This window comes from uncultured Proteiniphilum sp. (assembly GCF_937873925.1).
In the GTDB taxonomy this organism is placed as follows: Bacteria; Bacteroidota; Bacteroidia; order Bacteroidales; family Dysgonomonadaceae; genus Proteiniphilum.
On record NZ_CALNAT010000047.1, the window covers coordinates 22,267 to 46,583 of the forward strand.

The following is a 24,317-nucleotide window of genomic DNA, read 5'->3' on the forward strand; positions in this document are numbered from 1 at the left end:
AAACATCGTAAGTTCATGGTCAATTTAGAAACAACCTTCGCAGGGTTACGGTTAAAGAACCCGTTGATAGCCGGAAGCAGCGGCCTTACCAATTCCATAAAGAAGATTAAAGAGCTGGAAAATGCCGGTATCGGGGCAATCGTATTGAAATCCCTGTTCGAGGAACAGATCGAGAATCATTCTGAAAAACTCTCCCAGATCGCTGATTATCCGGAAGCGAACGATTACATCAATACATACATAGAGATGAATCACATGGAGAAGTACCTGGATCTGGTCCGTTCGGCCAGGAAAGAATGTGATGTGCCCATCATTGCCAGCATCAATTGTTATAAATTGAGCCGGTGGGTTGAGTTTGCCAAAACCATTCAGGATGCCGGTGCCGATGCGCTTGAACTAAATGTGTTTGTACTGAACGCGGGAGAATTTGGAGATACTTATCTGGAAAATTCTTATGTGAACATCGTAAAAGAATTGAGAAAGATAATCCGTATTCCCGTCGTGATAAAAATGGCAAAAAATATAAGCAACCTGCCGGCATTGGTAGGTAAGCTGAAAGCGCTGGGAGCCGCCGGAGTGGTGCTTTTTAACCGCTTTTACCAACTCGATATCGATATTAGGAACATGGAGATCACTTCCGGCCCGGTATTCAGTACTCCTTCCGATTTCAGTGAGACGCTGCGCTGGACAGCCATTGTTTCCGGACGTGTCCCCGACTTTGATATCGCCTGCTCATACGGGGTGCACTCCTGGGAAGATACCGTCAAGGGGATCCTGGCAGGAGCAGGGGCTATTCAGCTTTGCAGCCTGCTTTACGAGCAAGGGCCCGATGTGATAGAAGATATCCTTATGTGTATGGAAGAATGGATGCTTCAGAACAACTACGCGCGCCTAGATGATTTCAAAGGCAAATTGAATTATGCGAATATAAAAAGCCCGGCGCTTTACGAACGGGTACAGTTCATGAAATATTTCTCCAGCTACAAGTAAAATAAAATGAATATTCAGCAATTAGAGTATATTATCGCAGTAGATAATTACCGCCATTTCTCCAAAGCCGCCGAAGCTTCCTTTGTGACTCAGCCTACATTGAGTATGATGATCCAGAAATTGGAGGAAGAACTGGGTGTGAAAATATTCGACCGGTCCCAACTCCCGGTACAGCCTACCGAGATCGGCGAACGGATCATCAACCAGGCCCGTGTGTCGGTAGCTCAGGTAAATCAGATCAAGGAGATCATCCAGGAGGAGAGGGGTATTGTGAGGGGCATCTTCCGTTTGGGGATTATCCCTACCGTATCTCCCTACCTGTTGCCGAAATTGATGCACGTTCATAGTGGAAACAGATACGATGTTCGCATCGTTGTTTCCGAACTGACCACCGGTCAGATACTGAAAGGGCTTTCCAATGACTCACTGGATGGAGGTATTCTGGCCACACCCCTGAAAGAACCCACCATCAGGGAATATCCGATCTATTATGAACGGTTCTTTGCGTATGTTTCTCCACTGGAAAAGGCGTTGTTTGCCAAAACAGCGCTCGACGAGAGCGACCTGAATTCCACCGCACTCTGGTTATTGGATGAAGTGCACTGCTTCAGAACGCAGATACTGCACCTGTGTAACCTGAAGAAAAAGCGGAGTACGAACAATTCTGTTTTTTCCTATGAAGCCGGCAGTATCGATACACTTGTCAATATCGTGGATCAGAACGAAGGGCTTACCGTTATCCCGGAGATGGCGCTTGCCAATATGACTGATAAGCAGAGGAAGAATGTACGACCTTTTAAAAACAGTACCCCGGTCCGTGAGATCAGCCTGATTACCCGGCAGGAATTTTTGCGGGAACGTTTGATCGGGATCATTATCGATGAAGTGAGATCGGCGGTTCCCAAATCATTCCAGGATACGGCCATGAAGAAATATGTCGTGCCGTTGTAATATTTGCCGGCTATAATGAAATAAAGGGTGATGAACTTTTTGGACGAAGAATTTGTTAGATTAATCTAATTTTGTATTTTTGTACTTCCTGACCCTCATATTTTATTAGAGTAAGTTGAAAGCGGCATTCAGAAAGAGCATATCAAAACAGATCGCCCGGTTGTTGATCGTGGTGCTCGGATTGTTTATCCTAAACAATGCTGTTTTTTTGCATGCCCACCGGTTGAGCAATGGTGAGATCATCTTACATGCTCACCCTTATAATAAGAGCCAGGATCCGGCTCCTATCAAAACACACCATCACACGGCAGCGGAACTGTTTTCTATAGCGCATCTTCAGTTGTTATTCTTTGTGTTAGTTACGCTGTCTGCCACGGTTTTCAGAACCGGGCATAAAAGAATCTATTCTTATATTTACCCCTTCCTGTTTCTCGAATTCTCTATGAGAACCAGGGGCCGCTCCCCGCCCATTACCTGCAGGATGGATCTACAACCTGTGTAAATTCAATCATCCCTATTTTCTTTCTCTTCCGGAAAACGGCAGTGGGTACTTCCGGATAAAATCCGCACTTTTGGGTTTGGAGAAAAGACTGCTCGTGCTACACACGTAATTCGCTTTGTATTTTTCGTTTACTTCGTTCACTACGTTCTCGTGGTGCAACTTCGTTGTTATATTCGACTATCCCATTATTCCTAATAACAATCGAATAACAGCTGAATGATAATGGAATATTAAATTTTCAAATCTTTATTCTTTATTCTGCAACAGTCTTGAATCCTGGCTAGCTAGGCCTTGGTCCTTTACTCCTTGTTTTAAAATACAACAGACAACAAAAACATTTAATAAACATATGAGAAAAATTATATTTATTGCAATAATCCTCTTTACCGTAGTGGTTGCGGGAAAGGCGCAAGCGCAGAGAGGTACGGATGCCAACATTATTGGCGATGTGCAGAGCGGAGGAGAACATGTACCCTATATCACTATATCGATAGACGGAACGACCATCGGTACCTCGACTGATGCTACCGGACATTTCCAGTTAATAAACCTACCGGTAGGGGAGTTGACGGTGCGTGTCAGCGGTATCGGCTACAAGAGCGTAACCCGGAAAGTAAATACGAAAGCCAACACTACCGAAGAGATTAAATTCGTCATTGAGGAGGATCCTCTGTTATTAGAGAGTGTAGTGGTTACCGCCGATCGTAATCAGACCAACCGTGCCGAAGCGCCGGTAATTGTCTCATCGATCTCTCCACAGTTGATGATACGAACACAATCGGTGAATATCGCCGAGGGGCTCTCTTTTACTCCCGGGCTGCGTACGGAGACCAACTGTCAAAACTGCGGATTCACCCAGTTACGGATGAACGGGATGGAAGGGCCTTATACACAGATACTATTGAATAGCCGACCGGTATTCAGCGGGCTGGCCGGTGTGTATGGGCTGGAACTGATCCCTGCCAATATGGTGGAGCGGATGGAGGTGGTTCGCGGCGGTGGATCGGCCCTTTTTGGCGGGAATGCTATCGCCGGAACGGTCAACATCATCACCAAGGAGCCGGTCAGGAACTCCTACCGTATCGACGGACGGATCGGAGCAATTAACGTGGGTGGACATGAAGGCTCTACCACAAAAGCCGACGGGCAATTGAACATCAACGCGTCGGTGGTGAGCGACGACCGGAAAACGGGCGGATATATCTATACGATGTTGCGTAACCGCGGGGCATATGATGCCAATGGCGACGGCTTTAGTGAGCTGGTAGAGATGGAGAATACAACATTTGGATTTAATGTGTTCCATAAACCGGGAAGCAAAAGCAAGATATGGCTCGATGGGTACCGGATCAGCGAATACCGGCGGGGTGGTAATATGCTCGATTATCTTCCCCATGAGGCAGATGTCGCCGAGCAACTCAACCACCTTATCTCGGGTGGAAATCTCTCCTATGATCTCTTCACCAATAGCAAGTATGACAAGCTGAGCCTTTATGCGTCGGCTCAGCATGTGGCACGCGCTTCCTATTACGGCGCTGAGCAAGATCCCAACGCTTATGGAGATACAAAGGACCTGACTTCTTCGGTAGGGGCACAGTACAATCTAAACAACGACTGGTTCCTGTTTGCTCCTTCTACTACCGTCTTGGGGATCGATAATACCAACGACAACCTGCATGATGTGAAATTAGGCGCCGGAGGAGAAGAGAATACCACCCTTATCGACCAGTATGTAAATACGCTGGGTACTTTCGTCCAGCAGGACTGGAAATCGGAGAAAGTGAACCTCTCCCTGGGATTGCGTTACGACTACTATTGGATCAAAGATACGGAAAGTGTGGGGGACGATCCAAACGGCGGGGTACTGGTACCGCGTGTAGGGGTGCTCTATAAATTGACACCCGATTTACGCTTCCGTGTGGGATATGCCAGGGGCTATCGCGCTCCGCAGATCTTTAATGAAGACCTTCATGTCGACCTGGTCAACGCCACACGGGTGGAGACCCGGAATGCTCCTGATCTGAAACAAGAGACCTCCAATGCTTTTACTGCCTCTTTCAACTCTGTATTCGATTGGGGAGGTACCTATCACGATTTTCTGGCAGAAGGGTTTTATACGTTGTTGAATGACCCGTTCGCCAATGAGTATGCGCTGATTGACGAGGATGATGAGTCACGTGGTTTTTACTACGAGAGGGTGAATGCCGAAGATGGCGCTTACGTGGCCGGGGTTAATCTCGAATGGAAATCGTTCCTGTCCACTCAACTGGAGACACAGCTCGGTTTTACTTTCCAGTCCAGCCACTACAAAACGGTCCAGGCCTGGGGGGAACAGGAAGAGAGCGTATCAAGGAATTTTATGCGTACCCCCAGTCAGTACGGTTACGCTACTTTTGTCTGGAAACCGACCCATCACTTCAATGCCTCTTTTTCGCTCAACTATACCGGACCCATGGATGTTCCACACTTCGGTCTCTATGCCGATGACTTTGAGGGTGCTGATCGGGAAAGGGTAGAGACCGCAATCAATAACGGTTACATCATAGAAGGAGAAAGGTTAGAGAGAACCCGCAGTTTTCTGGTGGCCGACCTGTTATTCTCCTATGATTTCCATTTGGGCAAAGAGACTACAATGGAGTTCTTCGCCGGTGTGAAGAATATCTTCAACCAGATACAGAACGATTACGACAGAGGTGTGTACCGCGATGCCGCTTACATTTACGGCTCCTCGCTGCCGCGTACCATCAACTTTGGTATCCGGTTCGGTAATTTGTAGGCTTGCCATGCCCCCGGTTATTCGCCGGGAGTAAACAGATTTTATCCGGGTTTCTCCCTGCCGGGAATAAGCCCGGATAAATACTATATTATCCCCCTTATCATCTCACCTTTTTATATTACTTTTGTAACACAAGATGCTGGTTGTTCAGAAAATCCTGTGATGGCAATTTGTTTGCTGACTTTATGGATACACAGAAAATTATCGACAAATATTATAAAGCAGGGACAAAACTCTATGATATCTATATGTCGCATGTGACGGATGTGACAAATAAATCCCTGTCCATCGCCCAGAAACATCCGGAATTGGCGGTGGATGTCCGGTTTATTAAGGAGGCGGGAATGCTTCACGATATCGGTATTTTCCTTACAAAAGCGCCCCATATTGCCTGTGAAGGCAGTTATCCCTATATTTGCCACGGCTACCTGGGGCGTGAATTACTTACGGAGGAAGGTTATCCCAGACATGGATTGGTGTGTGAAAGGCATACAGGTACCGGATTAAGTCTGGAGACCATTATCAACCGGAAACTGCCGATTCCCTATAGGGATATGCGGCCGCAGAGCTTAGAGGAGAAAATTATCTGTTTTGCCGATAAATTTTTCTCCAAATCGCAGTTAGGAAAAGAAAAACCGATAAAGAAGATCAGACAGAACCTGGCCAGTCACGGATGGCATCAGGTAGAGGTATTTGACGAATGGTGCGAAATCTTTCTTTAAAACGGGGTCTTCACTCCGCTTTTTTTATTTTTGGCAAACTATTTGCAATAGAATTATCGGTTCAGGATTTTAAAGAATAAGCCAAGAATCAAGACATCTCATCAAACAGAGATGAAAATTTGGAATGTTCCAGGCTCTAAAATATTTCATAGAAAAAAATAAAACAATTATATGGGAAGCAACGATCAAGGGAATATAGATCCCGAAGAGAGGGATGAAAAGGTGACCAAAGGTCAGGGAGAGACATTAAACGGAGTGTCCGGAGACAAAATGGCAGACGGGCCGGAAGAGGTTGAAGCGACTGAGGAATCAGCGGAGCATCAGCAAGAAATAGACAACCTCCGGCAAAAATATGATGAACTGAATGATAGTTATCTTCGTTTGAATGCCGAATTCGATAATTTCCGTAAACGTACGTTAAAAGAGAAGGCTGAACTCATCAAAAGTGGAGGAGAACGGGTCTTGCTTGATATTATTACTCTTGTTGATGATTTTGAACGGGCACTTGAATCATTGCATAAGACGGAAGACAAAGAAGCCATGCTCGAAGGGATGGACCTTATTTATTCGAAATTTATCGCTTTCCTGAAACAACACGGAGTGAATGAAATCGAAGCAATCGGACAGCCGTTCGATGCCGACAGTTTCGAGGCGGTAACTACTATCCCGGCGCCTGAAGGGTCGCAGAAAGGAATAGTGGTGGATTGCCTCCAGAAAGGTTATCGGCTGAACGACAGGATTATCCGTTTTTCGAAAGTGATTGTGGGGGAATAAGATGGCAGCAAAAAGAGATTTTTATGAAGTACTGGGGATACCCAAAGCAGCTACTGCCGAAGAAATAAAAAAAGCTTACCGTAAGAAAGCTATCCAGTATCACCCCGATAAAAATCCCGGGGATAAAGAAGCGGAAGAGAAGTTCAAGGAGGCGGCAGAGGCTTATGAGGTCCTGAGTGATGAGAGGAAGCGCGCCCGGTACGACCAGTTCGGCCATGCAGGCGTGGGTGGAGCCGCTTCCGGCGGTTTCGGCGGCGGAGGCATGTCCATGGAGGATATTTTCTCTCAATTCGGAGACATCTTTGGCGGCCACTTTGGCGGTTTCGGGGGTTTCGGCGGCTTCGGCAGTTCCCAGCGGGGAAGAAAGGTGAACAGGGGATCCGATCTTCGCGTGAAGGTGAAACTGGATTTGAAAGAAATCCTTAACGGTGTGGAGAAGAAAATCAAGGTGAAGAAATATGTTTCCTGCAGCCATTGCAATGGTAACGGATCTGAAAACGGGAATTCGTTCTCCACCTGTACTACCTGTAACGGTTCGGGCGTAGTGACCCGTGTGGCAAACACCATTCTCGGCCAGATGCAAACCTCCTCCACCTGTCCCACCTGTAACGGAGAGGGGACGACCATCATCAAAAAATGTACTTATTGCAACGGTGAAGGGATCGTGCGTGATGAAGAGGTCTTGTCTATCAGGATACCTGCCGGTGTAGCCGAAGGGATGCAACTATCCATGTCCGGAAAGGGGAATGCTGCCCGGAGAGGAGGGGTGAACGGCGACCTGTTGATCGTCGTGGAGGAGGAACAGGATCCGGACCTGATCCGTGACGAGAATGATGTGATATACAATCTGTTCCTCAGTTTCCCCATGGCTGCCCTTGGCGGTACGGTGGAGGTTCCCACTATCGATGGAGTAGCCAAAGTGAAAATCGAGCCGGGTACACAACCGGGAAAAGTATTGCGTTTGCGAAATAAAGGCCTTCCTTCGGTAAATGGTTTCGGCAAAGGAGATGAACTGGTCAATGTGAATGTGTATGTTCCGGAAAACCTGACTGAGAAAGAGCGGAAGTGGATGCAGGAGATGGATAAGTCGGAGAATTTTATTCCCTCTAAAACAGTACGGAGAAGTGTATTCGATAAATTCAAGAAAATGTTCGATTAGTACAATCTTTATAGATAACTATACTATATAAGCGGTAGGTGTCGATGAGCAATGCGGACAACAGACATATCATACATGAGATTACCCCTTTATCAGATAAGGATTGCTTTTATATTGCCGACCGGAGGAAATCGGAATTCACCTATCCTTTGCATTCCCATAGCGAGTTCGAGATCAATTATATTGAAAATGCCGGAGGGGTAAGACGCATCGTGGGCGACTCCGTCGAGATCATCGGCAAGTACGACCTTACGCTTATCGCCGGTGAGGAGTTGGAGCATGTATGGGAACAGTATCAATGTACCTCGAAACAGATCAGGGAGATAACCATCCAGTTCTCCAAGGATCTTTTTTTTGGTAATCTCCTCCATAAGAACCAGTTCGACAGTATCCGGAAGATGCTCAACAGTGCGCAGAAAGGAATTAACTTTCCGATGGAAACCATTATGAAGATTTATCCCATGCTTGATACGCTTTCTGCCGAGAGATCGGGATTTCATGCAGTGATAAAACTGCTGACCATTCTGTATGAACTTTCCCTGTGTGATAATTACCGTACACTGGCGAGCACTTCTTTTGCCCATATCGATGAGAATTCCGACAGCCGGCGTGTGCGCAAAATACATGAATATATAAATAACCATTACAAAGAGGAAATACGGTTGGAGGACCTCGCGGGCATTATAGGGATGACCCCCGTGGCACTGAGCCGTTTTTTTAAGTTAAGATCCGGAAAAACAGTATCCGATTATATTATAGATATCCGTTTGGGACACGCTGCAAGGCTTTTGGTGGATACAACCAATACCATCGCCGAAATTTGCTATGAATGCGGTTTCAATAATTTATCTAATTTCAATCGTATTTTTAAGAAAAGGAAAAGCTGTCCGCCGAAGGAATTCCGTGAAAATTTCAGAAAAACAAAAATGATCATCTGACTCCCTTTTTGTATAATTCTAACCCTTTTCATCACATCTTTATAAAACTATTTTTCTTTTTTTACAGGAATTTTTCTGTTGAAAAAGTACCATTATAAGATAAAATGATATCTTAAATCTCGCCATTATAGTACTTTTGTTTTGATTTTGTAATCCTATAGTCATCTTCATTTTAATAATGAATGGCTGTGGATATAATTTATAATTATTTTTAATACAGGCAAATATAGTACCTTTTTTGTTTTCGGAAAAAATTCTGGGAAAACGGAAGCATTGATTAAGAAAGTATCGTTATCGGATAAGATAATACTTGTGTTCGCATAGTACGTTAATATATCTTTGTAGCCGATATGCAACTTTTGTTAAATAATAATTTAAATCGTATGAAACGGGTGTGAATCCTGCTTGACTCTAAAAGTCTTGGTTCAGAAACGTTCCATACACCGAAATGAAAAAATGAAATAATCGTATGAAAAACGTGATGATGTTATTTCTGGCTCTTACAATGAGCCTCTCGTTAATGGCACAGCAGCGCAGGATAACCGGTACCGTGACGGACAGTAAGGATAACTCTGCGATGATCGGTGTGAATATTATTGAAAAAGGAACTTTAAACGGTACAATTACCGATGTCGATGGAAATTTTTCCCTGAATGTGATCACCAGAGATCCGGTACTGGTTTTGTCCAGTATCGGGTATGAGACGCTTGAAGTCAGTGTCGGTAACCGTTCCAGCCTGACTATTGCTATGGAAGAGGATACTGAATTATTGGATGAGGTGGTGGTTGTAGGATATGGATCTATGAGAAAAAGAGATCTGTCCGGTTCGGTTGCACAAGTAAAGGCCGATGATATCCTTTCAGGTAATCCGGCTGCGAGCATCAATCAGGCATTACAGGGCCGTATTGCAGGTACAATGGTTAATCAAAATGACGGTGCTCCCGGTGCCGGGATTAGCATGCAAATCAGGGGTACGAATTCATTCTCCTCAAATACACAACCTCTCTATATTGTTGATGGGATTCCTTTTGAAGCGCCGTCAACCCCCAGAAGTGCTGAAAATACGGATGGGAGCCTCGAAGCATCTTCTAATGCACTTTCATTCATCAATCCGCATGATATTGCATCTATAGAGGTTTTGAAAGATGCTTCGGCCACAGCTATCTACGGTTCACGTGGGGCAAATGGAGTTGTGCTTATTACCACAAAGTCAGGGGAAAAGGGAAAGCCGCGGATCGAGTTTACATCCAATCTGAGTACTTCTGCTATTCGTAAACGGATACCAGTTCTTGATGGTTATCATTATGCATTGTACCGTAATGAGCAGCAAGATAATGCATTATTGTATGACGATTCTCCTTTCACCCAGTATGTATACCCCTCACCCGGCACATGGAAATTTGAATCAAGTAATGGAGAGTTTTTAAGCGCTAGGTATAATCCTTCACCCGAAGATTTTTTATCCCCGGGTTGGAAAGAAGGTGTAGATGCCAATGGCGGTGTCTGGAGACAATGGGTAGAAGGAACAAACTGGCAGGATCAGATTTTTCAGACAGGAAGTTCTCAAGAATACAACATGCTTATATCAAGTGCAACAGACAGGGGAAATTATACCTTTTCAGGTAATTATACCACTCAGGATGGTATCATTAAAGGCACCGGATTTGAAAGATATACTCTAAGGTCGAATGTTAGTCAGGATATTTCTAAAAATATTACTGTCGGACTAAATCTCAGTTATACCAATTCTACGACCGACTTCGCCAAAGGGAACTCTTTGGATTATAGTATTCTTCGCTCTGCATTACTCTATCCGTCGACCATTTATTATGGTGATTTTTCTCAGAGCGATGAGTTACTTTGGTTATCTGCAAACCCTCGTACTTATGTGTTATCAGCAAAAAATGAATTATCAAGTAAGAATGTGTTTTCATCGGCATTTGCCAGTGTACGACTGCATGAAAACCTGGTTTTTCGTCAAAACCTGGGATTGAGTAGTTTTGAAAACCAACGTAGTACTTATTATAACCGTGATACAGGAGAGGGTGCAATAGACAAAGTGAACGGTAACGGAGGATTAAGTAACAATAGACAGTCAAATGTAGTGACAGAATCAATGCTGACCTATAATCGTATTTTCGGGAAAATCCATAATTTGAATGCCGTAGCAGCTGTCACTTACGAACATAGGGTAAGTAGTGCAGAGGCAATGCAGGCAACCCAGTTTCCCACTGACATTACCGAAAACTATGATATGGGTGCAGCGTTAGTCCCCGGTAGTCTGGTCAGCTCTAAATTTGAAAGTAAACTATTTTCAATGTTGGGGCGTATTAATTATGTATTGAACGATAAATATATTTTTACTACCAGTTTCAGACGTGACGGATCCAGTAAATTTACCTCTGACAACCGATATGCTAATTTTGCATCCGGTGCTTTTGCTTGGAGAATTTCAGAAGAACCGTTTATTAAAAATTTAAATGTGTTTGATAATTTGAAACTTCGATTGAGCTATGGACAAACAGGCAATCAGGCTATTTCCGATTATCAGACATTATACACCATGCGTGTAGCCAACTATCCACTTGGGGGATCAGAATATAGCGGTTTTGTAAGTGACCATGTTGTCAACGCCGACTTAAAATGGGAGACTACCGACCAGTATAACGTTGGACTTGATTTCGGGTTCTATAACAATCGTTTGAACTTTATTGTCGATTACTATTATAAAAAGACAAACGATCTATTGCAGAATATAAAAACAGCTCAATCAACTGGCTATATTTCTCAAATTATCAATAGTGGTTATGTGACCAATGAAGGTTTAGAGTTATCGGTAAACTATATTCCAATTCAAAATAAAATCTTTAATTGGAGCATTGACGCAAATTTGTCATTCAACAGGAACAGGATAGGCGGATTATCGGCAGATCAATTTTCCAGTCGCCTTTGGTATAAGGCCGATAATGTTTTCATACAACGGAATGGGTTACCAATTGGGGCAATTTACGGATATGTAGAAGACGGGTTCTATGATAATGAGGCTGAGGTGAGAGCCGACCCAACCTATGCGTCAGCAAGTGCCAATGTGGTCAAGTCGATGATCGGTGAGATCAAATATAAAGAAGGGCTACACGTCATTGGCAACACAAACCCTGATTATACATTTGGGGTGACCAATAATTTTAAATGGAACAACTTTACATTTGGGTTCTTTATTCAGGGTGTAATGGGAAATGATATTTTTAATGGAAACCTTATGAATGTTACGCTTTTTAATACAACCAATATACCCCAGACAGTGTATGATTATCGCTGGACTCCCGAAACAAAAGATATAGCCTGGTGGCCCAAAGCTACGAATCAGGCAAAAAGAACCTGGCTCATTTCTGACCGGTATGTGGAAGACGGTTCCTATGTGCGCCTGAAAAATATTAATTTGGGCTATACTTTTAATAAGCCACGATTCCTAAAAGGTGTGAATAGTATCAACCTAAATGCAAGTGCCAGTAATTTGTTGACCATAACTGACTATAGTTGGTATGATCCGGATGTAAATGCTTTTGGAGACGATCCTGCCCGGCGAGGAGTGGATGTTTATTCTTATCCTACAAGCAGGACATTCTCATTCGGTTTAAAAGTACAGTTCTAATTTAAAAAAATGATATAAAGATGAAAAAAAATATCCAACCGGCAGTTATATTTAATCTTCTGCTCACGCTATTACTTTTTTCTTCATGCAGTGATATTTTGGATGTAAATACCTATTCGAAAATAACCAATGAACACATTGAAGATTCAGACAAAGGGGCTGATATGTGGGTTATGGGTGCCTACAACGGACTATCCCGTATGTATGTGTATGACGAGTTTCCCCGTTGTCTGGAACTCGATAATGATTATGTAACCGGTCCGAGCTGGGCTTTCAGTGAACTAGGCGCTGGTAACTTTCAAGGCTTAAACAATCAATCGGATGCAGTATGGAAACTCAGTTATGATCTGATCAACAGAACCAATGAAGCAATTTACCATATTGAGGAAATGAAAAATGTTACTGAAGTCGCGAAGAATAATTGTTTGGGTGAACTCTATTTTCTGCAGGCTTATGGTTATTTTCTGTTGGTACGTGCTTATGGGGCAGTTCCCATTTTTAAAACTTCCATTAATCAAGGAAATGATCCCAATCAACCCCGTCAGTCAATACCGACAGTATATGCACATATCATAAATCTTTTGTCTAATGCAAAAGAGATGATCTATAAAAATACAAATTCTTCATATAAGGAGGGCCGTGTTTCTGCAGGGGCAGCAGCCTCTTTATTGGCGAAAGTGTATGCAACCATTGGTTCTGCATCAATGCCATCAGGTACAGTATATGTAAGAGGGGGTATACCTTTTGTTATGAACGGTGCTACAAAAGAACTTACACAACCGCAAAGATTATTCATTCAGAAGCAACTTGTGGCCGGTTATGAATCTTTTGACTATATTCAATATTACACTCTCGCGAGGGATCTTGCAAAAGAAGTGATGGACAAACAATACGGTGATCATGAATTACTTCCATACGAATCACTTTGGAAAAAATCAGGAAGAAACAGTAAGGAGCATTTTTTTGCCTTACAGACAAAATCGGGCGATGATTATTTCGGAGCTCTTTTTGCAAGGGCATATTCCGGTCAGATTGTGAATGGATACGTACCAAACGGAGGAGGCTTATCGCATGGTTTAAGAGATCATTGGTATAAATTATTTGAAGATCAGGATCTGCGCATTGTGGAAGGGGTTATGCATCGATATGTTCGCCAAAGTGATATGAGTTGGAATGGAGGGGCATTTTATCCCAATACCGAAGAATGGAGAATTAAGGCTACCGGTAAAGATAATGCCGGGAATAAAGTTGGTGATCCGGTGCCACCTTTCAATGATGGACGTTCGTATGGATCTTCGATAGGTGAAAACTATCTGGCTTATGTAACTAAATATACGGATGTTACCGATCGTTCTCTCACCAGAACCGATGCTATGCTCCCTTTACTTCGCTATACCGATCTGGTATTGATTTTTGCAGAAGCATCCAATGAAGTGGATGGTTTGAATAACGAAGCATTGGCTGCTCTGAATTCAGTACGTGCAAGAAGTAATGCTTCTATAAAAACAATGGGGACTTCTGAACCCGGAAGTATAGAATCGATAGAGGAATTCCGTTCGGCTGTTCTCGAAGAAAGAGCTATGGAACTGGCTTATGAAAGCGATCGTCGATGGGATTTGATCCGTTGGGGAATTTATTTGGGGGTGATGAATGGAATAGGTACGGTAGACGAGATAAATACGATTAAGATGAGAGAGTCGAAACATTTACTCTATCCCATACCTCAGGATGAACTCCTGGCCAATCAAGCCATTACAGAGAATAATCCGGGGTGGCAATAAGAATGATGTAACATTAAAATCTTTTGAATATGAAAACAATAATTAAATATATCTCAATTATATTCCTGATGACGATATACCTCATGGCTTGCGACGATATTGTAACATATGACGATAACTTTGTGGATGAGACCAAATCGTATGGACCTCCCGTTATTACACGCATTAGTCCTGTCGAAACTCCTGAAAGAGATACAACACAAGGAGGTTTCAACCAGATGGTAATCATCCATGGTGAAAATCTGAGTAAAGTAATATCAATCAAATTCAACGATCAGTCGGTAGATACCGAAGAAATATATGCTACCTACTCCAGAATTGTCGTGGCTATTCCCGGTAATGTTCCTGATGAAATAACCAATAAGGTTGTGGTAACAACTGAAAAAGGGGAGACTGAATTCCCATTTAAAGTGACTTTTCCCGATTTTATTGTAAATGGATTCAGTTGCGAATTTGGCAATGACGGTGATGAGATTTCTATTCTCGGCGAAAATTTATTGTTGTATGACCTCACCGCCGAAAATGGGGATATAAAAGTGAACGGAACCCCCGCTACCATAGTATCGACAACTGAAAGGGAGGTTAAGATTATCTTACCGACAGGTACAATCGATAATTCAAAGATCACGTTGAGTAGCCCCCGAATTCTTGCAGTGCTGGGCGAAGAACCTATCGAATTGGCCTACCGCGACCTTGGTTTCAGAATTGTGGATATTGGCCCCAACTTTATGACAAATCCCTGGACAAGGGGTTTTGCCACAGACGGTACGCAGGAGGGTGACCCGAAGCCCATATCTCCGGGGACTTGTTTCTCCCGGATTAAAGGAACTGTTGGCGGTTATAGTACCAATGTCACCGTATCTAATTATCCTTTTGATGCACCCACATCTGATCCGTTCTTTGCCGATATGAAAGCGAATCCACAGGATTATGAAATCAAATATGAGCTTCTGGTTAAATCTGATTTCCCAATAATTGCACCACAAGATCGCATCACTCTTCAAATAAATAGTTTACGTGCTATGCCAGTTTTGGAACGTGAGTGGCATCCTGCTAGGTCGGGAGTTGCTTATCATACAGATGACAAATGGATAACACAAACATTTAATGTGGATTTGTTCAAAAATGCCACAGGAGGCTATCCTGTCATGGAATCAGGGAATACTTTTACTTATGCTTATATACATGCTGTAGGCACTGTTGCGCCAACGGATTTTTCCATGGCCAATCTACGTTTTAATAAAAAAATAAATGTTGTAAGGAAACAAATATAAAATATTTTTGAGGGGCCATTGCCTAAAAGCAGCAGTGGTTCCCTCAATAAAAATTATTATGAAAAAATTTATTTTTATAATATCACTTATCGCTCTCGCCTTGGTTACCGCTTGCGAAAAAGGGGAAGATATCAAAACACCGGTTGGGCCCGAAAAACCCGATACTAACCCCGATCCGGGGACTTCCTATCCCAACGCAATGGTCGAAAGTTTTGGAGTGAATCTTTCAGGAGCCGAGTTCGGAGGTGTTTACCCGGGAGTGATCGGAACCCATTATGGGTATCCGACAGCCAATTGTCTCGATTATTTTAAATCTAAAAAATTGACACTTATCCGTTTCCCGTTTCGTTGGGAAAGGGTGCAATATGAACTGAATGGTTCACTGAATCCTCTCGATTTAGGTGAAATGAAAAAATTTGTCAAAGCGGCAGAAGATAGAAACATGCCGGTCATTCTGGATATGCATAATTTTGCCCGCCGTTCGTTCGATGGAGGACAGACCCAGACGGTGATAGGTGCGGGAGCGGAACTTACAAAGGAACATCTGGCGGATGTATGGAAAAAACTTGCGCTTGAGTTCAAGTCGTATAAGAATATCTGGGCGTACGATATTATGAACGAACCCTATTCGATGCCAACCACATCAGCCTGGTTTGAAATTGCTCAGGCAACCATCAACACCATCCGGCAAGTGGATACCGAAACACCTATACTCATTAGCGGAGACCGTTATAGTTCCGCTTTCCATTGGGTTCAGTTCAGTGACAACCTGAGGAATCTGGTCGATCCGTCAGACAATCTTATTTATCAGGCTCATACCTATTTCGATAAAAACAACTCCGGTTCTTACGGAAGTTATGTAAATGACGTTTTCGTCCCCTCAACGTATGAAGCCGAAGAAGCAACGCCGCAAACCGGGGTGGAAAGGATCAAACCTTTTGTGGACTGGCTGAGAAAGTATAACAAAAAGGGGATAGTCGGAGAATACGGAATTCCGGATGATGATCCGAGGTGGAATACAGTATTGGAAAATATGCTTATCTACATGAGGGATAATGGAGTGCCCGGCACCTATTGGTCGGCAGGTCCCAGGTGGGGCAATTATCGCCTGGCCGTGCAACCGACCAACAATTATACAACCGATCGGCCTCAGATGGCTGTATTGGAAAAATATACCGTCACCGATCCGAAGTAAGAAGTTTTAATAATTCATATTCAAAACAATAAATAATGGGTAAAAAAATAAAGTTTTCGTTTTTAGTAGCAGTAATTATGGTGACAAGCCTTACTGCTCAGAATTTCTCAAAAGTAAATAATCCTCCTCAACCCTTTGGGCTGAACCTGGCCGGGGCCGACTTTGGTAAAAACTTCCCCGGGGTATATAACAAAGATTATACTTATCCTACAGCCGCCAATCTCGATTATGTCAAATCAAAAGGGTTCCAGTTGATCCGATTGCCTTTTAAATGGGACAGGATTCAGCATCAGCTTTACGGAGAATTGGAAAAAGAAGAGCTTGAACGCCTGAGATTTGTTGTGGATGAAGCTGCCAAACGGGATATTCTTGTATTGTTTGATTTGCATAATTACGGACGAAGATACCTGGGTGAAACGAGATATATTATTGGAGAAGGTGGATTGGAGATAGCGCATCTTGCTGATTTATGGGGAAAAATTGCAAAAGAATTCCACGAATATGAAAATATCTGGGGTTATGGTTTAATGAATGAGCCAAACAACATGCTGGACGGTACTCCCTGGGTAAAAATTGCACAGGCATCCATACTGGCCATTCGAAAGTATGACATGAAAAACTCGATTGTAGTGGGAGGCGATAGCTGGAGTTCGGCAGAACGCTGGATGCAATTCAGTGATAACCTGAAAAATCTCTTCGATCCTGCTGACAATTTAATTTTTGAAGCGCATGTTTATTTCGATAATGATGCTTCAGGAACCTACAAAAAAAGCTATGAAGAAGAAAAAGCCAATCCCTATAAAGGGATCGAACGTATACAACCTTTTATCAAATGGCTGCGGGAGAATAATTTAAGAGGTTTCATTGGCGAGTATGGTATTCCCGATGAGGATGAACGCTGGCAGGTCTGTCTGGACAATTTCCTCTCTTATCTGCAGGACAATGGAATCAATGGAACCTATTGGGCTGCAGGCCCGTGGTGGGGGAAAAACTTCATGGCCATTCAGCCGATAGAGGGTCAGGAACGCCCACAGATGAAGATTGTAGAAAAATATCTCTGGACAAAATAGATAATTTAGCGTAACTGTTGTATGAAAATAGGATTACTATTGATCGGTCTGTTTTTCGTCTTTTCAAAAGGTGTATCGTCGGAAATCACTCAATTTACCTCGATAAGTTCTTCATGCGGACGATTGGTTATTTCGGATAATAAGAGATTTATCGTCCATGAGGACGGAACACCTTTCTTCTTTTTTGCAGATACCGCCTGGCAACTTTTTCACCGGCTTACAAGAGAAGAGATCGAGTACTATTTTCAAAATCGGGCAAGTAAAGGTTTTACAGTCATTCAGGCAGTCATCTTACCCGAACTGGATGGATTGCAAACCCCAAATCGGTATGGAGCACTGCCCTTAATCAACAGTAATCCGGAAACACCCAATGAAGCATGGTTTGACTGGATTGATGAAGTCGTTGCCATGGCGCAGGAATATGGGTTATACATGGCATTGGTACCCACCTGGGGTGACAAGGTGGACAAGAAATGGGGAGTGGGGCCTGAAATCTTTTCAGTGGAGAATGCGTGTGAATACGGTAAGTTCCTGGGAAAACGCTATAAGGATATGCCCAATATCATTTGGATGAACGGCGGTGATCGTTCGGCCGAAGGTAAGAACTATGAAATATGGGATGCCCTGGCAAGGGGAATCAAATCGGAAGATAAGCATCATTTAATGACCTTCCATCCGCAAGGCGAGCGTTCCTCTTCCGAATGGTTTCACCAATCCGACTGGTGCGATTTCAACATATGCCAGACCAGTCACTCACACACAGACTATGCGATCTATGAGCGATTGCTGGTAAAGGATTATCGGTTGAAGCCGGTGAAACCATGTATCGATGCCGAGCCCCGTTATGAAGATATCCCGGTTGGGTTTAAGCCCGAAAATGGCTGGTTCGACGATACAGATGTGAGGCAGTCGCTTTACTGGAGTCTTTTCTCGGGAGGATTTGGCTATACTTACGGTAGCAACAGTGTCTGGCAATTCTATGAAGAGGGACGCAAACCAATGTGCGATGCACGGAGAAGCTGGCAGGAAGCGCTTGACTTACCCGGCTCATTTGCGATAAAGCATGCCAGCACATTATTGGGATCCTTTGATTATCTGAGCCGCGTGCCGGATCAAAGTCTCATCGTCAGTGCCAATAGTAACAATCGGGAAAAAGTAGTGGCGACACGAGGTGACGGCTACGCCCTGGTATATATTCCCACTGGAAAAGAGACCATTGTATCTCTTGAAAAAATGAACACCACAAAAAAAATCAGGCTCTCGTGGTTTCAGCCCGTCACCGGTATAAAAACAGCCATTAAAATAACCAAAGCAAAAGGAAACTATGTTGCCAAACCGGCGACTCATGGAAAAGGAAACGACTGGATTTTAGTCATTGAAGAGATAAGATAGGCAGGACAATTAAAAATTCATTAGAAAAATATATGGACAAAGAGATATTACGTATTATCAGTGAGCACGAGAGTCTGGTGACACGTAAAAATGAAATAGTGAGCAAAAGTAATGGCGTATATAACCGCTATAAATACCCCATTCTCACCGCAGAACATGTTCCGGTGAACTGGCGGTATGATCTGGATTCGGATACCAATCACTATATGATGGAACGTATTCAGATGAATGCGGTGATGAATTCGGGCGCTATTAAATTAGGGGATAAATATATATTGGTTGTCAGGGTAGAAGGAGCAGATCGCAAATCATTCTTTGCCGTTGCAGAAAGTCCCAATGGTATCGACAATTTTCGTTTCTGGGATTACCCGATCCTGATGCCGGAAGGAGAAAATCCGGATGTGAATGTGTATGATATGCGTCTGACGGCACATCAAGATGGCTGGATATATGGCATCTTCTGTACAGAGCGTAAAGACCCTGATGCTCCTAAAGGCGATCTGTCTTCAGCCATCGCTTCAGCGGGTATTGCCAGAACAAAAGACCTGAAAGAATGGGAACGGCTGCCCGATTTAAAAACCAGGTCACAACAGCGGAATGTAGTGCTGCATCCCGAATTTGTTGACGGTAAATATGCACTCTACACCCGCCCGCAGGACGGTTTTATCGATACAGGCAATGGAGGAGGAATTGGTTGGGCATTGGTAGATGATATCTGTCATGCCGAGGTTACAACCGAAAAAATAATCGAACCGCGTATTTACCACACCATCAAAGAATTGAAGAATGGAGAAGGACCTCACCCGATCAAAACAGCGAAAGGATGGCTGCATTTGGCCCATGGGGTACGCATGTGTGCTGCCGGACTTAGGTACGTTTTATATTTATATGTGACCGATCTGGATGATCCAACCAGACTCATCGCCTCGCCCGGAGGGTATTTTATGGCACCCGAAGGAGAAGAACGGGTGGGTGATGTTTCCAATGTATTGTTTTCCAACGGATGGATTGTTGATGATGATGGAACGGTTTTTATCTATTACGCCTCATCCGACACCCGGATGCATGTAGCAACTTCTACCATAGACAAACTGATAGACTACTGTTTCAATACTTCTGAAGACGGCCTTTGTTCAATGAATTCCGTTATGTCGATTTTGAGATTGATCGAAAAGAATAAAAAAGGTTTTTCGGAAATAATGATGAAAGATCATTTATATAAATACTTATGAGACCTACGATTAATATACTGTTGTTATTTGTTTTTAATTCATTCCTGTCCGTTGCCCAACTGTCCGAACAATTGGTGATAGTGCACGTTTCTCCCCAGAACAGGGACTGGGACTATACCCTCGGCGAAAATGCCAGGTTCGATATAATGGTCACCAAAAACCGATTCCCCTTGGAGAACGTGGAACTGCGTTATGAGTTGTCGTACGATATGATGCCCGCTTTCAAAAAGGGAACGGCATTACTCAAAGACGGCAAAATGCAACTTGAAGCGGGTACAATGAAACAACCGGGGTTTCTGCGTTGTCTTGTCTATGCTTCATATAATGGAAAAGAGTATGAAGGGCGTGCGACAGTGGGTTTCGAACCTGAGAATATTATTCCTGTAACCCGGATGCCTGACGATTTCAATCAGTTCTGGTCTGATGCGATCAGTTATAATGCACGCCTGCCGCTGGATTTGCGTATGCACCTGTTGCCCGGCAGAAGCACTGCGAAGGTCGATGTATATGAAATCGATTTTCAGAATTACCATGAAGGAGGGCGTATGTATGGTATACTATGCATGCCGAAAGCGCCGGGAAAATATCCTGCTTTGCTGCGTGTACCCGGAGCGGGGATCCGTCCATATACCGGTCATATTCCTGGCGCTGAAAATGGTTATATTACACTCGATCTCGGTATTCATGGTATTCCGGTGACCATGGATAATTATATTTACGAGAATCTGGGCAAGGGCGCCCTTTATAATTATCAGTATACCGGCTGGGAGAATAGGGATAAAGTTTATTATAAAAGAGTATATCTGGGATGCATAAAAGCAGTCGATGTCATTTTCAGCCTGCCCGGATTCGATGGTCAAAATCTCGTTGTACAGGGGGGCAGTCAGGGCGGCGCATTATCCATCGTGACCGGGGCCCTGGATAAGAGGGTGAAAGGAGTCATAGCCCTTTTTCCTGCTCTTGCCGACCTTACTGGGGTGTTACATGGGCGGGCCAGTGGATGGCCTGCAATTTTCAGCGACACAAACGAACCTGCTTCACTTCGCGACCTGAAGGTGCAGAATACGCAGTATTATGATGTGGTAAATTTTGCCCGCATTCTTACTGTGCCCGTATTTTTCTCTTTTGGCTATAACGACATGGTGTGCCCCCCGACCTCAATGTTTGCCGCCTACAATGCAGTCTCCTCTCCCAAAGAACTGATGGTAGTTCCGGAGACAGCCCATTATGCCTTTCCTGAGCAGTGGAACAGTTCCTGGAAATGGTGGCTGGTCATCAAAGATAAGTAAACATTCAGGCCATTGGGCATCATCCCATGGATTGAGTCACTCAATTTGAATGAATTATATCTGTTTTATTCACTACATAATTGATTTTTGATATGCGATTAAAAGACCGCTATTGGATACTTTATCTGGGTATATTGGCTGTAATGTCTCTACCTGTTACTGCTTTTGCCAGTGCTCCTTTCATAGAAGGTTTTAATAATATTACATTGGAAATGTCGTTGAAACCTTTTAAGAAAAATGATCAGGAATATATCCGGGATGTCTGCCGGAAGGCATTTCGTCAATGGCAGCCTTTACTTCAACATGCCGATACTGTTTCAGTGATGTTATGGACATCTGACGGATCCGAAATTCTTGATTATTCCGGTGATATGAACCAGGAACTGGAATGGGCAAAATACATCGGTAACCCGAATGCTCCCCACCCGGTAAATTCCGGCCCGCGATCACTCACATTGCACGACAGGGCTTATACCTATATTGAGCAGCCGCCCGTGTTTACATATGGTGATCTGAAGTTTATTGTCCGGACCATCAGGGAAGAGGGAGTGAAATTGACGGGGAAACCCATCCGGGTGGGAGCTACTTTTGATCCCGGACCGGAGTTTGCTGTTTCCTCTTTCAAGTATGAGCGCCACCCCGAAGTGTGTATGGCCAATACCATGGGTACCAAATCATTTGTAGTTTGTTATGCCACATTGAATGCTGATAACTATCCCTATGCAGCTTATCCCGAAGGAATCCCTCAGGGGACACTCTTCGGCACCTTCCTGGGTAAACAAAGCACTGCCTTTCTGGGTGATCTGGGCTTCGATTATTTATGGCTCTCTAACGGATTCGGTTTTGGGATGGAGACCTGGAATACCATAGGTGCTATTTTCGACGGACAGGTTTTCCATGGCGAGAAAATGGAGGATATCAGAAGTAAGATATTGTTGTTCTGGACATCGTTCCGGGAAGGTTGTCCGGATTTCAGGGTGGAAACCAGGGGTACCAACCTTTCGACCGGGATTGACCTGGCAAGGGATGGGGTGGACCTGAAAAGTATCTACGAAGGGAATTTTAATATTCTGCCGCCTCCCAACTCCCCATGGGCTGCGTTGGATGGAGATTTCGGCCTTGAACTCACGGGATTTATGTCCCGAATGGCGGAACTGCCGGATGATCGCTATCTTTTCCGCTTTTACACCCACGACCCATGGTGGGCAAATAGTCCCTGGCTTGATCGTTATGGACGTGAATCGCACGATATCTATATGCCCATGTCGGTCAGCCGCATTGACAGTAAAGGCAAAGTGAAACTTCCGACCCACCTTAATTTCCTGTCTATTGACGACTCTTATGGCAATATGCCCGATCAGGTTCCCAATGAAGTAATCCCGCATATCTTACAAGCTCGTAAAAATTCTCCGGATGCTGCCGGACCGGTTGTCTGGGTATACCCCTTTGATGAATATCATCGTTATGCCTTTAAAGAATCCGAACGTCTGGAAGAAATTTTCTATGGAGACTGGTTCATTCGTCAGGCAATTAATGAGGGGTTTCCCGTAAATACAGTCGTTTCCACCACAAACCTCACCACACTCATGAAGCAGGGAAACAAGGTGCTCGATGCTTCAGTACTGGTAACGATAGTACCTGATGCGGGTTCCGACATGGAAAAACAGTTGATGGATTTTATCAAAAAAGGTGGCAAGGTTATGCTTTATGGGCCGGCCGGCCACGCAAGCAATGAATTCCTCGATTTTATGAATATCCGGCTGGTAGAAGCATTATCAGGTACTTTCAATCTGGAAATATCCGTAAAAACAGACCATGTACAACTGGCGGGTCAGATCCGGCATGATGCGCGCATGTCGGGTGGCGGAGTCGAAACAGTTCTCGATAAACCGGGAAAAGATACAAAGGTATTGGCATCCGTAGTGCAGGACAACCAACGGCGTGATGTGGTTGTATTACGGGAAGACCCTGCATGGAACGGAGGTTCAGTCTGTTATGTGAGAGGGACTAATTCGGCTACTTACACCGGAAGTATGTTGCTCTCAAATGACGATCCGGACGAATGGTTCATCGGCGGTTCTTTGATGCGTTATGCTTTGTCGGAACTGGGTTATGCCATTTTTTTCAGTAAAGATGAAGCAGCATTAAGAAACCCTGTCAACTGTATATCACGGCAGGGTAACGGTTTCTATTTTGCCGGTTATGTACCGAACCAAACCGTAGAACAACAGTTCCGGTTTCCCCAGGGTGTACCTGTTTTTACCGGAACCGAGACCAGGTTGAAGAATGGTTTTTCAACCTATCGCTTCCCTAAATCATGGAACAAGGAATGCCGTGTTTTTGTGGAGCAGGATGATGGAATTGTTGCTTGCCGTGAGATGGCGCCGGTTGAATTCAATGTTAGCCGGAAGATTGGCATAACCGGGCTGAACAATGCAACGGTAAGGGTCTATCCTGAAAATGACGGTAAATACTATAAAGCGATGCCCCAAAACAATCATTATCCTGCGGAAGAGATCATCCTTGAATCGAAAAAAGGAAACGATTTTGAGGGTAATTATTACGAATATAAAAATATAACCGGTGAGTTGGTAATCACATGGTAAGAAACAAGCATGAT

17 protein-coding genes are annotated in these 24,317 nt (G+C 43.9%); all 17 read left to right on the plus strand.

Features of this window, described 5'->3' with window-relative positions; translation table 11 throughout:
- Positions 1 to 15: 15 nt before the first annotated feature.
- The 17 genes from Q0502_RS03550 (at position 16) to Q0502_RS03630 (ending at position 24,303) form a co-directional block, all read left to right on the plus strand.
- Positions 16 to 990: a dihydroorotate dehydrogenase-like protein gene (locus tag Q0502_RS03550; protein WP_298647223.1), complete on the plus strand. Its 975-nt coding sequence runs from the start codon at positions 16 to 18 to the stop codon at positions 988 to 990.
- A 6-nt stretch (positions 991 to 996) separates the two neighbouring features.
- The gene (locus Q0502_RS03555) at positions 997 to 1,941 is read left to right on the plus strand and encodes a hydrogen peroxide-inducible genes activator (protein WP_298647225.1); all 945 of its coding nucleotides are present in this window, start codon (positions 997 to 999) and stop codon (positions 1,939 to 1,941) included.
- A 115-nt stretch (positions 1,942 to 2,056) separates the two neighbouring features.
- A complete protein-coding gene (locus tag Q0502_RS03560) occupies positions 2,057 to 2,443 on the plus strand; it encodes a hypothetical protein (protein ID WP_298647228.1) in 387 nt (128 codons plus the stop codon).
- Positions 2,444 to 2,792: 349 nt separating this feature from the next.
- The gene (locus Q0502_RS03565) at positions 2,793 to 5,219 is read left to right on the plus strand and encodes a TonB-dependent receptor (RefSeq protein ID WP_298647231.1); all 2,427 of its coding nucleotides are present in this window, start codon (positions 2,793 to 2,795) and stop codon (positions 5,217 to 5,219) included.
- A 185-nt stretch (positions 5,220 to 5,404) separates the two neighbouring features.
- On the plus strand, positions 5,405 to 5,941 hold the full coding sequence (locus Q0502_RS03570; protein ID WP_298647234.1) for an HD domain-containing protein: 537 nt from the start codon (positions 5,405 to 5,407) through the stop codon (positions 5,939 to 5,941).
- Positions 5,942 to 6,112: 171 nt separating this feature from the next.
- Positions 6,113 to 6,715 carry a nucleotide exchange factor GrpE gene (gene grpE / locus Q0502_RS03575; protein ID WP_298647236.1) on the plus strand — a complete coding sequence of 201 codons (603 nt, stop codon included), beginning with the start codon at positions 6,113 to 6,115 and terminating at the stop codon, positions 6,713 to 6,715.
- Between the two features lies 1 nt (position 6,716).
- Entirely contained in the window at positions 6,717 to 7,874 is a 1,158-nt protein-coding gene (dnaJ, locus tag Q0502_RS03580; protein WP_298647238.1) for a molecular chaperone DnaJ, read from the plus strand.
- A gap of 44 nt (positions 7,875 to 7,918) precedes the next feature.
- Positions 7,919 to 8,812, plus strand: coding sequence for an AraC family transcriptional regulator (locus tag Q0502_RS03585; protein ID WP_298647240.1), 894 nt, complete (start codon positions 7,919 to 7,921; stop codon positions 8,810 to 8,812).
- Between the two features lie 469 nt (positions 8,813 to 9,281).
- Positions 9,282 to 12,464, plus strand: a complete 3,183-nt coding sequence (locus tag Q0502_RS03590; RefSeq protein WP_298647242.1) for a TonB-dependent receptor — start codon at positions 9,282 to 9,284, stop codon at positions 12,462 to 12,464.
- A gap of 20 nt (positions 12,465 to 12,484) precedes the next feature.
- Positions 12,485 to 14,245 (plus strand): RagB/SusD family nutrient uptake outer membrane protein, encoded by a 1,761-nt coding sequence (locus Q0502_RS03595; RefSeq protein ID WP_298647245.1) that lies wholly within the window; start codon positions 12,485 to 12,487, stop codon positions 14,243 to 14,245.
- 29 nt (positions 14,246 to 14,274) lie between these two features.
- The gene (locus Q0502_RS03600; RefSeq protein ID WP_298647247.1) at positions 14,275 to 15,519 is read left to right on the plus strand and encodes a glycan-binding surface protein; all 1,245 of its coding nucleotides are present in this window, start codon (positions 14,275 to 14,277) and stop codon (positions 15,517 to 15,519) included.
- 58 nt (positions 15,520 to 15,577) lie between these two features.
- Positions 15,578 to 16,714 (plus strand): glycoside hydrolase family 5 protein, encoded by a 1,137-nt coding sequence (locus tag Q0502_RS03605; RefSeq protein ID WP_298647249.1) that lies wholly within the window; start codon positions 15,578 to 15,580, stop codon positions 16,712 to 16,714.
- Between the two features lie 35 nt (positions 16,715 to 16,749).
- Positions 16,750 to 17,784, plus strand: coding sequence for a glycoside hydrolase family 5 protein (locus Q0502_RS03610; protein ID WP_298647250.1), 1,035 nt, complete (start codon positions 16,750 to 16,752; stop codon positions 17,782 to 17,784).
- 21 nt (positions 17,785 to 17,805) lie between these two features.
- Positions 17,806 to 19,176 carry a glycoside hydrolase family 140 protein gene (locus Q0502_RS03615; protein ID WP_298647252.1) on the plus strand — a complete coding sequence of 457 codons (1,371 nt, stop codon included), beginning with the start codon at positions 17,806 to 17,808 and terminating at the stop codon, positions 19,174 to 19,176.
- Between the two features lie 32 nt (positions 19,177 to 19,208).
- Positions 19,209 to 20,408 (plus strand): glycosidase, encoded by a 1,200-nt coding sequence (locus Q0502_RS03620; protein ID WP_298647254.1) that lies wholly within the window; start codon positions 19,209 to 19,211, stop codon positions 20,406 to 20,408.
- On the plus strand, positions 20,405 to 21,697 hold the full coding sequence (locus Q0502_RS03625) for an acetylxylan esterase (protein ID WP_298647256.1): 1,293 nt from the start codon (positions 20,405 to 20,407) through the stop codon (positions 21,695 to 21,697). The genes Q0502_RS03620 and Q0502_RS03625 overlap by 4 nt, the downstream gene beginning before the upstream one ends.
- 92 nt (positions 21,698 to 21,789) lie before the next feature.
- Complete coding sequence (locus Q0502_RS03630) at positions 21,790 to 24,303, plus strand: hypothetical protein (protein ID WP_298647259.1); 2,514 nt, start codon at positions 21,790 to 21,792, stop codon at positions 24,301 to 24,303.
- Positions 24,304 to 24,317: the final 14 nt, after the last annotated feature.

Coding starts and splice junctions, on each gene's coding strand:
- Q0502_RS03550 (WP_298647223.1), top strand. CDS start 16: ATGGTCAATTTAGAAACAACCTTCGCAGGGTTACGGTTAAAGAACCCG.
- Q0502_RS03555 (WP_298647225.1), top strand. CDS start 997: ATGAATATTCAGCAATTAGAGTATATTATCGCAGTAGATAATTACCGC.
- Q0502_RS03565 (WP_298647231.1), top strand. CDS start 2,793: ATGAGAAAAATTATATTTATTGCAATAATCCTCTTTACCGTAGTGGTT.
- Q0502_RS03570 (WP_298647234.1), top strand. CDS start 5,405: ATGGATACACAGAAAATTATCGACAAATATTATAAAGCAGGGACAAAA.
- grpE (WP_298647236.1), top strand. CDS start 6,113: ATGGGAAGCAACGATCAAGGGAATATAGATCCCGAAGAGAGGGATGAA.
- dnaJ (WP_298647238.1), top strand. CDS start 6,717: ATGGCAGCAAAAAGAGATTTTTATGAAGTACTGGGGATACCCAAAGCA.
- Q0502_RS03585 (WP_298647240.1), top strand. CDS start 7,919: ATGAGCAATGCGGACAACAGACATATCATACATGAGATTACCCCTTTA.
- Q0502_RS03590 (WP_298647242.1), top strand. CDS start 9,282: ATGAAAAACGTGATGATGTTATTTCTGGCTCTTACAATGAGCCTCTCG.
- Q0502_RS03595 (WP_298647245.1), top strand. CDS start 12,485: ATGAAAAAAAATATCCAACCGGCAGTTATATTTAATCTTCTGCTCACG.
- Q0502_RS03600 (WP_298647247.1), top strand. CDS start 14,275: ATGAAAACAATAATTAAATATATCTCAATTATATTCCTGATGACGATA.
- Q0502_RS03605 (WP_298647249.1), top strand. CDS start 15,578: ATGAAAAAATTTATTTTTATAATATCACTTATCGCTCTCGCCTTGGTT.
- Q0502_RS03610 (WP_298647250.1), top strand. CDS start 16,750: ATGGGTAAAAAAATAAAGTTTTCGTTTTTAGTAGCAGTAATTATGGTG.
- Q0502_RS03615 (WP_298647252.1), top strand. CDS start 17,806: ATGAAAATAGGATTACTATTGATCGGTCTGTTTTTCGTCTTTTCAAAA.
- Q0502_RS03620 (WP_298647254.1), top strand. CDS start 19,209: ATGGACAAAGAGATATTACGTATTATCAGTGAGCACGAGAGTCTGGTG.
- Q0502_RS03625 (WP_298647256.1), top strand. CDS start 20,405: ATGAGACCTACGATTAATATACTGTTGTTATTTGTTTTTAATTCATTC.
- Q0502_RS03630 (WP_298647259.1), top strand. CDS start 21,790: ATGCGATTAAAAGACCGCTATTGGATACTTTATCTGGGTATATTGGCT.